13 protein-coding genes and 1 pseudogene are annotated in these 13,196 nt (G+C 70.1%); 10 read left to right on the forward strand and 4 right to left on the reverse strand.

The features are described 5' to 3' along the window. Positions 1-41: 41 nt before the first annotated feature. Positions 42-488, forward strand: a complete 447-nt coding sequence (locus ACFY3I_RS16380; protein WP_365290899.1) for a hypothetical protein — start codon at positions 42-44, stop codon at positions 486-488. A gap of 34 nt (positions 489-522) precedes the next feature. Then, positions 523-1,086, forward strand: a complete 564-nt coding sequence (locus tag ACFY3I_RS16385; protein ID WP_390861120.1) for a hypothetical protein — start codon at positions 523-525, stop codon at positions 1,084-1,086. A 175-nt stretch (positions 1,087-1,261) separates the two neighbouring features. Here the strand turns inward: ACFY3I_RS16385 and ACFY3I_RS16390 are convergent, their stop codons facing one another. Beyond that, positions 1,262-2,992, reverse strand: coding sequence for an L-aspartate oxidase (locus ACFY3I_RS16390; protein ID WP_390861121.1), 1,731 nt, complete (start codon positions 2,990-2,992; stop codon positions 1,262-1,264). 585 nt (positions 2,993-3,577) lie between these two features. Between ACFY3I_RS16390 and ACFY3I_RS16395 the strand changes: the two genes are divergently transcribed. Continuing rightward, complete coding sequence (locus tag ACFY3I_RS16395) at positions 3,578-5,197, forward strand: cytochrome bc complex cytochrome b subunit (protein ID WP_390861122.1); 1,620 nt, start codon at positions 3,578-3,580, stop codon at positions 5,195-5,197. 75 nt (positions 5,198-5,272) lie between these two features. Here the strand turns inward: ACFY3I_RS16395 and ACFY3I_RS16400 are convergent, their stop codons facing one another. Beyond that, positions 5,273-5,776 (reverse strand): cupin domain-containing protein, encoded by a 504-nt coding sequence (locus ACFY3I_RS16400; protein WP_390861123.1) that lies wholly within the window; start codon positions 5,774-5,776, stop codon positions 5,273-5,275. A gap of 273 nt (positions 5,777-6,049) precedes the next feature. On the opposite strand from ACFY3I_RS16400, the gene ACFY3I_RS16405 reads away from it, so the two are divergent. The 7 genes and pseudogenes from ACFY3I_RS16405 to ACFY3I_RS16435 all read left to right on the forward strand — a co-directional run bounded on the left by ACFY3I_RS16405 (position 6,050) and on the right by ACFY3I_RS16435 (position 11,924). Continuing rightward, positions 6,050-6,862 (forward strand): DUF427 domain-containing protein, encoded by an 813-nt coding sequence (locus ACFY3I_RS16405; protein ID WP_390861124.1) that lies wholly within the window; start codon positions 6,050-6,052, stop codon positions 6,860-6,862. A gap of 63 nt (positions 6,863-6,925) precedes the next feature. Then, positions 6,926-7,267, forward strand: coding sequence for a hypothetical protein (locus tag ACFY3I_RS16410; protein ID WP_365290889.1), 342 nt, complete (start codon positions 6,926-6,928; stop codon positions 7,265-7,267). Between the two features lie 184 nt (positions 7,268-7,451). Continuing rightward, positions 7,452-7,919 carry a MarR family winged helix-turn-helix transcriptional regulator gene (locus ACFY3I_RS16415; protein WP_390861125.1) on the forward strand — a complete coding sequence of 156 codons (468 nt, stop codon included), beginning with the start codon at positions 7,452-7,454 and terminating at the stop codon, positions 7,917-7,919. 10 nt (positions 7,920-7,929) lie between these two features. Next, a complete protein-coding gene (locus tag ACFY3I_RS16420) occupies positions 7,930-8,277 on the forward strand; it encodes a metalloregulator ArsR/SmtB family transcription factor (RefSeq protein ID WP_365291006.1) in 348 nt (115 codons plus the stop codon). 195 nt (positions 8,278-8,472) lie between these two features. Then, positions 8,473-9,240: an SDR family NAD(P)-dependent oxidoreductase gene (locus ACFY3I_RS16425; RefSeq protein ID WP_390861126.1), complete on the forward strand. Its 768-nt coding sequence runs from the start codon at positions 8,473-8,475 to the stop codon at positions 9,238-9,240. A gap of 252 nt (positions 9,241-9,492) precedes the next feature. Next, positions 9,493-10,662 (forward strand): annotated as a pseudogene (locus ACFY3I_RS16430) (PAS domain-containing protein); the annotation flags it as partial. Positions 10,663-11,009: 347 nt separating this feature from the next. Further along, a complete protein-coding gene (locus tag ACFY3I_RS16435; RefSeq protein WP_390861127.1) occupies positions 11,010-11,924 on the forward strand; it encodes a SpoIIE family protein phosphatase in 915 nt (304 codons plus the stop codon). Positions 11,925-11,944: 20 nt separating this feature from the next. Here the strand turns inward: ACFY3I_RS16435 and ACFY3I_RS16440 are convergent, their stop codons facing one another. Together ACFY3I_RS16440 and ACFY3I_RS16445 are read right to left on the reverse strand one after the other, a co-directional pair. Next, positions 11,945-12,298, reverse strand: coding sequence for a nuclear transport factor 2 family protein (locus ACFY3I_RS16440; protein ID WP_390861128.1), 354 nt, complete (start codon positions 12,296-12,298; stop codon positions 11,945-11,947). A gap of 115 nt (positions 12,299-12,413) precedes the next feature. Beyond that, the gene (locus ACFY3I_RS16445) at positions 12,414-13,160 is read right to left on the reverse strand and encodes an SDR family NAD(P)-dependent oxidoreductase (RefSeq protein WP_390861129.1); all 747 of its coding nucleotides are present in this window, start codon (positions 13,158-13,160) and stop codon (positions 12,414-12,416) included. Positions 13,161-13,196: the final 36 nt, after the last annotated feature.

Below are 13,196 nucleotides of genomic sequence, written 5' to 3' on the forward strand. Positions count from 1 at the left end.
GGCTCCACACTGCGGAACCACCTGCGAAGGGGGGGCTGGCCATGGGGAGGCTGCGCGAGGGGGCGCGATGGGGGGCCTGGGCCGTCGGCGGGGTCGTCGGCCTGGCGGTGTTGTACGCGATCGGCGTGTTCGCCTTCGGCGGCGCCTCGTGGATCACCGCCCCGTTCCGCGGCGAGGTGGACAAGCGCGGGAACACGGTGGGCTCGGGTGAATTCCGGCAGACCACGTACGAGGAGTTCTTCGACCTGTGTGAGGCCGTGCAGAACGCCGAAGGGACGATCCAGGCGCTCAAGGAGGAGCGGAAGGACGCTTCGGAAACCCGCAGGGCCCAGATCGACCAGTCGATCACCGCGTTGAAGGTCACGCGGATCGAGTCGGTCAACGACTACAACGCGAAGGCCGCCCAGGAGCACCGCGCGCCCTTCCGCGACAAGGATCTGCCTTACCGGCTGGATGCCGGTGCCGCACGGACGACGTGCACCGACTGATCCCCACCTCATCCCGGGAAGAGAGCGGCACCGCATGAAGAAGTTCGCACGCATGATCCTGGCCACCGTCGTCGCGCTCGTCGCGGGCCTCGCCCTGACGTCCTGCACCGCATCCAGCCAGGACAAGGAGAACAAGGCCAAGCAGGACAACTACGACCACCTCGTGGCCGAGCAGCCCGCGGGTCGCATGGAGTACTCACCCACCCGTGAAGCCATCAACCAGTGGATCAGGACGTGGGGGCAGCGGGGCAAACTCTCGTACGTCTACATCCAGAACGCGAGGGGGGAGTACGGGTACTTCATCATGAAGGGCCTGCCCGTACCGCGCTGCAAGATGCTCACCCCGACGGAGAGGGTGGAGACCTCCTCCGACGGCGTCGCGGTTCTCGCGCAGCCCGGCATGGACGGCACCTACACGTCGGGTTCCACCTGCAACGCCTACTACGGCTTCGACGCCACGACGGGCGCGTACATGGAGTTCACGGTCGGTACGAACCAGTCGTTCTTCCTGTTCGACAAGCCCATGTCGATGCCGGAGTACGCCAGCGCCAGGCAACTGGGTCCGACCTCGATGAAGGACGTCGAGAAGCGGCACTGAGCGACGCGGCGGCCGGGGCAGTCGCCCGCCGGGCCGGGTCCGTTCAGGACCGTCCGGGGGTCCCGGTCACAGCACTCCGCACTGTCATCGATCACGACGGCGTGGTGTCCGCGACACCGGCGGTCACCTTTCACGGTGTGAATCGCCTTATGAGGCAACGGCGTTGAGAGGCCGGCTACTCGACGAGCTTCCCCTCCGTGGAGACATCCGCCATGAGGGACCCGATCTCGTCCGGGACGGGTGGGATGCTCTCGTGGGTGATTCCGGTCGTCGGGGACCAGACGAGGTTGACGCGGAGAGCGGCGTCCGTGGCGGGGAAGTCGCTGCGGTTGTGGCAGCCACGGGTCTCCCGGCGTTCCAGGGCCGCTTCGAGGGTGGCGCGCGCCGAGAGGGCGGCCGACTTGAGGTCGAAGGCGTGGGCGAGGTCCTGGAAGCCCGCGATGTCGGGGTGGACTCCGACGTTCTCCATGCGCTTCTCGATGGCGTCGAGCTCCGCCAGGCCGGCGCGCAGACCCTGTTCGTCACGGACGACGCCCGCGTGTTCGGTCATGGTGTTGCGGATGGCCCGCTGCAGGGCGCGGACGTTCTCGGACCCGTCGGCGGCGAGCAGTCGGTCCACCTCGGCGCGGGCCTCGGCCACGGCCGCCGTGGACCTGGGCTGCGCGGTCAGCGAATCCGAGTAGGCCGCGGCGGCCCTGCCGGTGATGCGGCCGTAGACGAGCAGTTCGATGAGGCTGTTGCCGCCGAGGCGGTTGGCGCCGTGCAGGCCGCTGGAGGCCTCGCCGATGGCGTACAGACCGCGGACGTCGGTGCTGTGGTCCTCGGGACGGACCCAGACGCCGCCCATCGAGTAGTGCGCCGTGGGGGCGACCTCGATGGGTTCGCGGGTGATGTCGAGCATCTGGAGATCGAGGAGCGTCTGGTAGACCCGGGGGAGCCGAGTCATGATCGTCCGGCGGGGTAGGTGGGAGACGTCCAGCCAGACACCGCCGTTGGGGGTGCCGCGGCCTTCCTTGATCTCGGTGTAGGAGGCGAGGGCCACGCGGTCGCGGGTGGACAGTTCCATGCGCTGCGGGTCGTAGCGGTTCATGTACCGCTCGCCCAGGGCGTTGCGCAGGATGCCGCCCTCACCCCGGGCCGCCTCGCTGACCAGGGTGCCGGCGGCGTTCTCCGGCTCGATGATGCCGGACGGGTGGAACTGGACCAGTTCGGGGTCGCGCAGGCGGGCACCGGCCTCGACCGCCAGACGGAAGGAGTCACCGGTGTTCTCGTCCCGCCGCGAGGAGGTGCGCCGCCAGATACGGGTGTGGCCGCCGGCCGCGAGGATGACGGCGTCCGCGTGGACGAGGTGGCGCGTGCCGTTTCCGAGGCCGAAGCCGTAGGCCCCGAAGACGGCACCGTCGTGGACCAGGAGCCGGGTGATGTAGACGCTGTCGAGCACGGGTATGTCGAGCTGGGCGGCGCGCCGGACGAGGGTGCGCTGGATCTCCAGGCCGGTGTAGTCGCCGGCGAAGGCGGTGCGGCGGAATGTGTGGGCGCCGAAGAAGCGCTGCGAGATCCGGCCGTCCCCTTCGCGGGCGAAGTTCATGCCGTAGCGTTCCAGGTCGTCGATGCCCAGGGCCGCCCCTCGGGTGACGATCTCGGCCGTGCGGGGGTCACCGAGCAGATAGCTTTCCTTGAGGGTGTCGGCGGCGTGCTGCTGCCAGGTGTCCTCCGGGTCCATCGTGGCCAGCGCCGCGTTGATCCCGCCGGCGGCCAGCGAGGTGTGGGTGTCCTCCTTGGGGCGCTTGCCGACGGCTATGACGTCCACGCCGGCCTCGGCCAGTTCGATCGCCGCCCGCAGGCCGGCCCCGCCGGTACCGATCACCAGCACAGTGGTGGCTAGACGTCGTTCGGTGATAGGCACGATTGCTCCCGTCGCTCTGGGTGGTCACGACTAGGACCGGGCGGGGCGGTGGTTTGTGACACGAGTGCCGTGAGGCCGGCCTCACGGCGAAGCGTGGGACGAACAGTGGTGACCAGTGTGATCACACCGTGGCACTCGACCCGCCGGAGAAACCCACCACCACGGGACGGAGCACCGTCTGCCGGCTCGGGCGCCCCGGACGTGACATGTGGCCTGTCCTCCCGGCGCGGTGATCGCAAGCGGTGCGAGAGCGGCAATTGCGGGAACAGCGGCCGCGGCCCCGCGCACCGAACGTCTCGTGTCACATCGAAGCCGTCTCATCGGTCATGACTGCGACAGCAGTTAACGAATCCCGCTCGAACAGCACAGCCATGGACGAGTCGGTCGCAGACAGCGCAGCCGCGGAAACGGCGGACGCGGCGCACCGACCGGCACCGAGCAGATTCAGGGCGGTACCGAACCCGGATCCGGTCTCCGTGCGCGAGGAACGCGCTCGTGCCCGGCACGGACGAACGAGCCGCTCGGCGTCGGAGGCCGGCACCGGCGCGGCGGGCTTCGGGTGACGCAGAGACGAAGGGTGAAGAGATGGACAACGACAGCCGGCCGGTCGAGCCGGGACAGCTGCGCACCGGGGAGAGACTCGCCCGATGGTCGGACAGCCGCCTGGGCTACCGCGGCCTGGCCCGTTCCGCTCGGCGCCGGGTCTTTCCGGACCACTGGTCGTTCATGCTGGGCGAGATCGCGCTCTACAGCTTCGTCATCCTGCTGCTCACCGGCGTCTACCTGAGTTTCCACTTCCACCCTTCGTCCGACCCGGTGGTCTACCGGGGCAGTTACGCCCCGTTGCGAGGACAGGTGGTGTCGGAGGCCTTCGACTCGACCCTGCGCATCTCCTTCGACGTGCGTGGCGGTCTGCTCATCCGCCAGGCCCACCACTGGGCGGCACTGGTCTTCGTCGCCGCCGTGTTCGCGCACATGCTGCGGGTCTTCTTCACGGGCGCGTTCCGCAAGCCACGGGAGGTGAACTGGACATTCGGGTTCCTGCTGCTCGTCCTCGCCATGTTCGCGGGCCTGACCGGCTACGACCTGCCCGACGACCTCCTTTCCGGCACCGGCCTGCAGGTCGTGAACGGCACGATCCTCTCGGTCCCGGTCGTCGGGACCTACCTCTCGTTCTTCCTCTTCGGCGGTGAGTTCCCCGGCCAAGACCTGACCGCCCGCTTCAACACCATCCACGTCCTGGTCATCCCCGCACTGATGATCGCGCTGATCGTCGGCCACGTGGCCCTCGCCCTGCGCCACCGGCACACCCAGCACACCGGACCGGGCCGTACCCGCAGCAACGTCGTCGGCCTGCCGTTCCGGGTCCACGCCGTCAAGACCGGCGGCTACTTCTTCCTCGTGTCCGGCGTGATCTTCTTCATGGCAGCCGTGGCACAGATCAACCCCGTCTGGAAGTACGGGCCCTTCCGTCCCGACCAGGTTTCCGCGGACTCCCAGCCCGACTGGTACATGGGCGTCGCCGACGGCTTCCTGCGCGTCATGCCCGGCTGGGAAATCGCCCTCCGGGGTCACACCCTGGCCCTGGACAACCTCGTGCCCCTGCTGGTCGGGGTGCTGCTGTTCCTGGCGATGGGCGCCTACCCCTTCATCGAGGCCTGGGTCACGGACGACGACCGCGACCAGCACCTGCTGGACCGCCCTCGCAACCGGCCGGTGCGCACCGCCCTGGGGGTGGCCTGGCTCAGCGTCTACTCGGTGGCCCTCCTGGGTGCCGCCAACGACGTGATCGCCACCCGGCTGCAAGTCTCCGTCGACGACGTCACCTGGGCCGTGCGCATCGGCCTGTTCGTCGTCCCGGTCGTGGCGTTCCTCGTCACCCGGCGCGTGGCACTGGGCCTGCAACGGCGAGACCGCGACAGCGTGTTGCACGGCCGCGAGACCGGCGTGATCAAACGACTTCCGCACGGTGAGTACGTCGAGATCCATCAGCCGATCAGCCAGGCGCGGCTGCACTCCCTGACCGCCCACGAGCAGTACCGGCCCCTGCGGCCGGCGCCCGGGCCGGACCCGGACGCCGCCGTGCCCGCCCGAACCCAGCGCCTGCGCGGCAGGCTCAGCCGCGCGCTCTACGGCCCCGGTACACAGGTTCCCAAGCCCACGGCGGCCGAATACCGGGAGATCAGCGCCGGGCACCGGTCCTGAGCGGTGCCCCCGCGGTGCCCCGCACCCGTGACACCGGCCGCCGCCGGGAAGTCACCGGTGCGGGGCCCCGGACCGTCAGTGTTGCGGGTCGACGAAGTACGAGTCGTGCCGGTCGAAGAACGCGGCACGCTCCTCCTCCGAGGCGTGGGCCAGGTGTGACACCTGCTCGAAGTACTCCTCGCGGGGGGCGCCCGGGGTGAACAGGAGCAGCATGTCCGCCGGGGCGTCGGAGTCGTTCCGGAAGGCGTGCAGGCCGCCCTGAGGCACGTGCAGGAAGTCCCCCTTGCGCGCGTCGACCCAGCGCACGCCGTCGAACACGCGGACCGTGCCGTCCAGGATGAAGAACGACTCCGAGATGCGCTTGTGGAAGTGCGTCTCGGGACCGCCCGCCCTCGGCCGCATCTCCACCCGGTACAGCCCGAACTCGCCCCGTGTGGTGCCGGTGGTCGCCAGGTAGTGGGTGGCGTCCGTCCCGGTGCCGCTCTCGCCGATGTCGGGGGGTGTGGTGGCGGGTCGGAAGACGGCGCTGACCTCACCGTCCTCACCCCAGTACTTCTGTTCCGGGTACGGGTACGACATGCCTGCCTTCCTTTCCTGGCGCGGTGTGCCGCGCCGACGCCGGATCTCCGCGGGTGCGAACAGGTACGGCCCACTGACCGGGGTGGCCCGGGATCTGTGACACCGTGGGTCGCCGACGCCCCTCCGGTCACACCGGGCCGCCCTCGCGAGCGGTGCGACGCACCGGCCTGAAACACTGTGCGGCTATATCGCGTGATCACACGGTACGTTCAGGGCCCTCCGCGGCCCATCGGACACAGCGGGCGCGCCGTCAGCGAACTCGAGGTGATCGTCATGCCGATCGAAAGCGTTCTGCACCCGAGCCTCATCGTCCCGGTCGGACACGTCGAACCCGTTCCACGCCGCATCCGGGGAACGATCGGCGGACGCGTCGTCTTCGACACCCGCCGCGCGCTGTACGTGTGGGAACGGCAGGCCTATCCCCAGTTCAGCATTCCGGTCGAGGACCTGGTGGAGGGGGCGCTCCACGACGACAAGCACATGGAGCAGCGCGGTGCCGGCCCCGCGCACCGGCACACCTTGCGGGTCGGCGCGGAGATCCGCGCGGGCTCGGCCTGGGTCTGGGGGGAAGGCGCTCCGGGAGCCCTGCGGGACACCGTGCGCTTCGAGTGGGACGCGCTCGACTCCTGGTTGGAGGAGGACGAGCCCGTCTTCGTCCATCCCCGCAGCCCCTACACCCGCGTGGACGCGCTGCGTTCGGGCAGCAGCGTCCGAGTCGAGCTGGACGGTGTCGTGCTGGCGGAGGCCGCCGGCTGCGTGAAGCTGTTCGAGACCGGCCTGCCGACCCGCTACTACCTCGACCGCGCGACCGTCGACTGGACCCGGCTGCGGCACTCGGACACGGTGACCCGATGTCCGTACAAGGGGACGACGAGCGGCTACTGGTCGTTCGACGGCGACACCGCCTCCCACGAGGACATCGCCTGGACCTACGACTTCCCGACCGTCGAGGCCCACCGCATCGCCGGGCTGACCGCGTTCTACAACGAGCATGTCGATCTCCGCGTCGACGGCTTCCTGCTGCCGAGGGCCGCCGATCCCGGCCGGCCGACGCGTCACACATCGGCTCCCGGCCCGGTCTCATGAGGTGGAAGGCCTTCGAGGCGGCCCGGGCGACCGGCGCCGGACCACCGACCCTGGGAGCGCGTCATGAACACGAACGAGCAGGCAGCTCGCGGGCTGGTCGACATAGAGGCCTATCTGTACCGGGCGGCTCATCTGGGTGCCGCTCGCCGGCGGGTGGCCGCCTTCACCGCGCGGACGGACGGGCTGACCCACGAGCAGCGGAGGGCCATCGAGCTGTGGTACCTCGACGAGCAGCAGCGGGTGGCCCGTATGGTCACGAAGCACATCGCCGACAGCGCCGGCGCGGCTGAGGAGGCGAACCGCGTCCGGTTCACACGGTGGCTGCGCGGGACACTCGCCGCGATGGTCCTGATCACGATGGTGACGTTCGTGTGCACGGCGGTGCTCGTCGCATCGGTGACCTGATCCGTGGACACGGCGGTGGACGCCGAGCGCGCCGCCCTGCTCCGGACGGGCGTCGGCGTACCAGCGGACCTGAGCGCACCCGTACGCCCCCATGTCACAACGGTGACCCCGGCCTTGTCTACGTGGTGCGGACAGTGGCGCGCCCGCCGTGGGGCAGGAGGGAGGCAGTCGCCGATGAGTGACGATGAATGACGATACGACGTTGATCACGCGGTGGAACAGGCTGAGCCGTGTCCACCGGCGGATCGAGGCCCGGATGGAGCGTCGCCTGCAACAGCATGTGGGCCTGGGGGTGAGCGAGTTCTACGCCCTCCGGACCCTGAGGGAGGGCGCGCGGGACACAGGTCTGCTCTACCTCAACGACCTGGCCGACGGGATCGGGCTGAGCCACTCCGCCACCAGCCGTCTCGTGACCCGCCTGCGTGACCGTGGCCTGATCACCACGCGTGTCCCGGACCACGACCGGCGGAGCGTCGAGATCGAGCTCACCACCCTCGCCCACGACGTGCTCGGGTCGGGTTCACCGCTGCTGCGAGAGGCGGTCGAGGAGGCGGTTCGGGACCTCGATGCCGACGGCACCGACGAGGACCTGCTCCGCTATCTCAGCGGGCACCGGGACCACGAAGTTCGATGTGTGCCGAACGGTCGGTAGCATGGCACGTATGCCGGACCACTCGTCACCCGCCGACGGCGACATCGCCCTGCCGCGACTGCTGGGAGCGCTGGGCGATCCGACCCGGCTGGGAATCGTCCGGATCCTGTCCGACGGCGCCGAACGAGGGTGGGGGCAGTTCAGCGCTCCCGTCGCCAAGTCCACGCTCAGCCATCATCTGAAGACGCTGCGCGAGGCGGGCGTCACGCAGACCCGGCAGGAGGGCACCCGCTGCTACGTGACGCTGCGCCGTGACGCCCTCGAGGCCCGTTTCCCCGGCCTCCTGCCCGCACTGCTGTCCGCCGCGGCCGCCGATGGCATCGGGGACCACGTCACCGAGCGCGCCGAGCAGGCGTAACCCCGCCGCCGCTCGACCGCGTGCCGGACACACGGTGCGCACAACAGACGGTCGAAACCACATGTTGGTCCCTGCGGGGATCCGTTGCTCTGTCTCCCGTCGGGCATGTCACTTCCGGTGCTTTCGTGTTTGACGCAATCACAGTGTCTGCTCCTATTGTTCTATGTACAACGAACATCGAACAAGGAGTTCCTGATGCCTGCCACCCCCCACGACCAGACCTTCTCCGGCCATGTCGCGATCGTCACCGGCGCCGGGAGCGGTATCGGCCGGGCCACGGCCGTCGCCTTCGCCGAGGCGGGCGCCCATGTACTCGGGGTGGGCCGTCGTGCGGAACCGCTGAAGGAGACCGCCGCGGCCCACGCCAACATCGAGTTCCTCGCGACCGACGTGTGTGCCGACGGGGCACCCGTCAAGGTCGTCGGGGCCGCCGTGGAGCGGTGGGGACGGCTCGACCATCTGGTCAACAACGCCGGCGCGACGGCGGTCATGCCGATGGCGGAGACCGACAAGCAGACGATCGTCGACCTTTTCGCACTCAACGTCGTCGCGCCCAGCCTCCTGGCCCGCGAAGCCCTGCCGCACCTGCGGAGGACCTCCGGCACGATCGTCAACCTCTCCAGCACCTACGGGCACCGGCCCATGGCGGGCGGCGCGCACTACGCGGCCACCAAGGCCGCCGTCGAACAGATGACACGGAGCTGGGCCCTTGAGCTCGCCGCTGACGGTGTGCGCGTCAACGCCGTGGCTCCCGGCCCCACCCGCACCGACGTCATGCTGCACGCGGGTCTCACCCCCGAGGCCGCCGACGACATGTACGCCTACGAGCGCGACCGCATCCCCACCCGCCGCATCGCCGGCGCGGAGGAGATCGCGCACTGGATCCTCCGGATGGCCGACCCGGCCGGGCGCCATGCGACCGGCCAGGTGATCACCGTCGACGGCGGACTGGAACTCATCTGACCCCGTGGTCCGAGTGCTGTCACAGATCCGCGCACCGCACGGTCAATGACCGCAAAAGGTGCGAACAGTTCGCCCGACGTCGGTCCGTCATCGGGGCCGGGGTGCACCACCGCTCGCTTCGGTGGCGCACCCCGGCACGGCGCACCTTGCGTACTTCCCGCTACCTGAGGACGCACCCTGATGACCAGCAAAGACAATGTGAACGCCGGCCGGCCGCCGGGCACGCGTGAACTGTCCGACTCGGTGATCGCGATGTTCGACGAGGAGGGAACGGTGGTCGCGTGGACCCATGCCGCCGAGCAGCTTGTCGGACATCCCGCGGGCGACGTGGTCGGCCGTCCCTTCACGCGGGTGGTCCCGTGCCGCGCGCAGGAACCCACGACGGCGGAGTTCCTCGAACTCTGCCGTGCCCGCGACGGCTGGTCGGGTACGACGGCCGTGCGCCATCGCGACGGCCGCGTGTTCGACGTCGGTCTGCGGATCTCGATGGTGCGGGGACGGGACGCCGGAGTGCGATGGGTGGTGACGGTGGTCGGCGCCGGCACGCCGCCCGGAGAGACCGGGAACGGACCGGTGGGGGAGTACCTCCTCGCTTCGGCACGGATCAGCGTCGTCGTCCGTGACCCCCGGCTCATGTGCACCTGGGTGAACGACACGATGGAGAGCCACGACGGCGTCTCCGCCGACCGGCGGCTGGGACGCGGGTTCACCGACGTGCTGCCCGGAGCCAAGGCCGAGGCACTCGAGGGAGTGATGCGGCAGGTGCTCGACAGCGGTACCCCCAGGGTGCACGAGTACCGGTCGTGGCTGGCGACGGGCCCGCGCCGCGAACACTCGTTCGCCGCGTCGTTCGTCCGCCTCCAGGGCGCCGACGGCAACGCGCTCGGGGTGTGCGTCATCAGCGTCGACGTCACCGAGAGCCGAAACGCCGGCGACCGCCTCGCCGTCCTCGGCAGAGCCGGCGCACGGTTCGGCAACAACCTGGACGTGATGCAGATCAGCCAGGAACTCGCCGACCTGGCCGTGCCCCTGCTCGCCGACTACGTCGCCGTCGACCTGGAGCAGTCGGTCCCGACCGGTGACGGGCCGCCTTTCCGCATCGGCCCCGTGGACGAACGACTCCCCGCCTTCACGCGGGCCGGCCTGGCTTCCGTCCACGAAGACGTTCCGGAATCGCCATGGGCGCGCGGCGAACCGGTCCCCTGGCCGCTCACCGCGCCCTTCACCGACGTCCTGCACACCGGGAGGGCCCACCTGGAGCCGATCCTGGACACCGCCGCGGGCACGTGGGTCGACCAGGACCCGGCGCGGGCCCGGAAGATCCACGAGTACGGCATGCACTCCCTGATGGTCGTACCCATCCGGGTGCGGCGCGTCCTGCTGGGAGTGGCGCTGTTCATCCGTACCGCGGACCCGACACCCTTCCAGGAGGTCGATCTGCTCCTCGCCGAGGAACTCGTCGGCCGCGCGGCGCAGTCGCTGGACAACGCCCGCCAGTACGCCCGCGAGCACACCACCGCCTTGACCCTCCAACGCCACCTCCTCCCACACCAGTTGAAGGGCGGCATGGCGGTCGAGGTCGCCTCGCGCTATCTCCCCGCGGACATGGACAACGGCGTCGGCGGCGACTGGTTCGACGTGATCCCGCTGTCCGGAGCCCGGGTGGCCCTCGTCGTGGGCGACGTCGTGGGGCACGGCCTGCAGGCCGAGCCCGGGTGGCCCTCGTCGTGGGCGACGTCGTGGGGCACGGCCTGCAGGCCGCGGCGACCATGGGCAGACTCCGCACCGCGGTCCACACGCTCGCCGACATGGAACTCCCGCCGGACGAGCTGCTGGAACGTCTCGACGACACGGTCCAGCGGCTGGCCGAGACGGACATCGACGCCACCGACCAGCCCTCACCCGTGGTGGGCACGACCTGCCTCTACGCCGTCTACGAACCGGTCTCCCGGACGTGCTCCATGGCACGGGCCGGGCATCCCCCACCCGCGATCATCGACCCGCAGGGCCGGGTCACCTTCCCCGACCTGCCCTCGGGAGCACCGCTCGGCATCGGACTGGGCGTCCCCTTCGAGGCGGTGGAGCTCGAACTGCCCGAGGGGAGTCTCCTGGCCCTCTACACCGACGGTCTGATCGAGACCGGCGATCACGACATCGACGTGGGAATGCACCGGCTGGGCAACGCCCTGGCACAACCGGGACGCACCCTCGAAGACCTCTGCACCGACGCGACGGAGGCCGTGCCGCGGCAGGCACCGTCCGACGACGTCACACTGCTCCTCGTGCGGACCCACTCACTGAGTTCCGCGCAGGTCGCCTCCTGGACGCTGCCCAACGACCAGAGCGCCGTCCGTCGCGCCCGGAGCGAGGCGACCCGTCAGTTGACCGAATGGGGTCTGGAGGCGCTGGGCGACTCCACGGAACTCATCGTCAGCGAACTGGTGACCAACGCCGTCCGGCACAGCACGGGCCCGATCGAGCTGCGCCTGATCCAGCATCAGGTCCTCACCTGCGAGGTGTCCGACACCGACCTGTCCTCCCCGCGCCTACGGCGAGCGTCCACGACCGACGAGAACGGTCGTGGACTGTTCCTGGTGGCCCAGTTGTCCCGGAGATGGGGTTCCCGCTCCGTACCGGGCGGGAAGGTCGTCTGGGCCGAGGAGGCGTTGGCGACGGGCCGGTGAACGCCCGGTCGTCGCGTGTTTCAGACGGTGAACATGGTGAGCAGGGTGGCGATCCTGCCGTCCCGGACGGTGATGACGTCGATGCCGCGTACCGCGGGTTCGCCGTCGGGGCCGAACGCCCAGGCGAGGGCGCCGTCCCGGGGCCCGGCGTAGCGGCGGCCGTCCTCGGTGAAGCGGAAGTCGGTCGGGACTTTTTCAAGGAGGGTGCGCGCCTTCTCCTCGAGCGCGTCCCAGCCCGTGCTGACGCCTTCCGGGTCGGTGAACACGATGTCCTCGGTGTAGATCCGTTCGATGGCCGCGCGGCGGGAGCCGGGGTCGCGGTTGCCGAAGACCTCGTACAGGTTCGCGGTGAGCAGGTCGGTCACGGTGTGCATGGTGACTCCTCGACGGGTGTCGACCGGGGTGGCCGGCCGGACCCAGGGTCCGGCCGGCCACCCCGGTCGGGGCGGTGGGGACGGGTGTGGCGGATCGCTCGGCCGGCGGTCCCGGTCAGATCTGGCTGGCGCCGCCGTCGACGTACATCTCGGCACCGGTCATGTAGCTGCTGGCGTCGGACGCGAGGAACAGTACGGTCTCGGCGATCTCCTCGGGGCGCCCGAGCCGGTTCATCGGCACGCCGTCGGCGAGGCCCTTGAGCAGTTGCTCGGCGGATCCGGGGTCGCCGGCCAGACCACTGAGACCCGGGGTCTCGATCGGGCCGGGGGCGATGCTGTTGACGCGGACGCCCCGGCCGACGAGTTCCGCGGCCCAGCTGCGGGTGAGCGAGCGGAGGGCTGCCTTGCTGGCGGCGTACACACCGAACGAGGCGGCCCCCTTGGTGTCGATGTTGGAACTGGTCAGGATGACCGAGGAACCCCGCCTCAGGAGCGGAAGCGCCTTCTGCACGGTGAACAGGGTGCCGCCGACATTGGTGTTGAACGTCCCGGCGTAGTGCTCCCAGGTCACGTCGGGCAGCGCCGCGAACGCTCCGCCGCCGGCGTTGGCGAACACGATGTCGAGGCCCCCGCGCTCCGCGACGACGGCGAACAGCCGGTCGAGGTCGTCGAGGTCCGCGACGTCGGCACGGACACCGGTGGCCCGTTCGCCGATCGAGGCGACGGCCTCGTCCAGGGCCTCCTGACGGCGGCCGGTGAGGAAGACGTGCGCGCCCGCCGTGGCGAGTCGCCGGGCGGCGGCCAGGCCGATGCCCGAGGTGGCCCCGGTGACGAGGGCGGTCTTGCCGTCGAGCTGTCCCATGGTCGTTCTCCTTGCGTGGAGTCGCTTGTCACTTGA

Origin of the sequence: Streptomyces sp. NPDC001068, assembly GCF_042897315.1 — a bacterium.
Taxonomy (GTDB): domain Bacteria; phylum Actinomycetota; class Actinomycetes; order Streptomycetales; family Streptomycetaceae; genus Streptomyces.

What these genes read in the sequence shown, in the direction of transcription:
- ACFY3I_RS16380 (WP_365290899.1), top strand. Translation starts at nt 42, where the DNA reads ATGGGGAGGCTGCGCGAGGGGGCGCGATGGGGGGCCTGGGCCGTCGGC.
- ACFY3I_RS16385 (WP_390861120.1), top strand. Translation starts at nt 523, where the DNA reads ATGAAGAAGTTCGCACGCATGATCCTGGCCACCGTCGTCGCGCTCGTC.
- ACFY3I_RS16395 (WP_390861122.1), top strand. Translation starts at nt 3,578, where the DNA reads ATGGACAACGACAGCCGGCCGGTCGAGCCGGGACAGCTGCGCACCGGG.
- ACFY3I_RS16400 (WP_390861123.1), bottom strand. Translation starts at nt 5,776, where the DNA reads ATGTCGTACCCGTACCCGGAACAGAAGTACTGGGGTGAGGACGGTGAG.
- ACFY3I_RS16405 (WP_390861124.1), top strand. Translation starts at nt 6,050, where the DNA reads ATGCCGATCGAAAGCGTTCTGCACCCGAGCCTCATCGTCCCGGTCGGA.
- ACFY3I_RS16410 (WP_365290889.1), top strand. Translation starts at nt 6,926, where the DNA reads ATGAACACGAACGAGCAGGCAGCTCGCGGGCTGGTCGACATAGAGGCC.
- ACFY3I_RS16415 (WP_390861125.1), top strand. Translation starts at nt 7,452, where the DNA reads ATGAATGACGATACGACGTTGATCACGCGGTGGAACAGGCTGAGCCGT.
- ACFY3I_RS16420 (WP_365291006.1), top strand. Translation starts at nt 7,930, where the DNA reads ATGCCGGACCACTCGTCACCCGCCGACGGCGACATCGCCCTGCCGCGA.
- ACFY3I_RS16425 (WP_390861126.1), top strand. Translation starts at nt 8,473, where the DNA reads ATGCCTGCCACCCCCCACGACCAGACCTTCTCCGGCCATGTCGCGATC.
- ACFY3I_RS16435 (WP_390861127.1), top strand. Translation starts at nt 11,010, where the DNA reads ATGGGCAGACTCCGCACCGCGGTCCACACGCTCGCCGACATGGAACTC.
- ACFY3I_RS16440 (WP_390861128.1), bottom strand. Translation starts at nt 12,298, where the DNA reads ATGCACACCGTGACCGACCTGCTCACCGCGAACCTGTACGAGGTCTTC.
- ACFY3I_RS16445 (WP_390861129.1), bottom strand. Translation starts at nt 13,160, where the DNA reads ATGGGACAGCTCGACGGCAAGACCGCCCTCGTCACCGGGGCCACCTCG.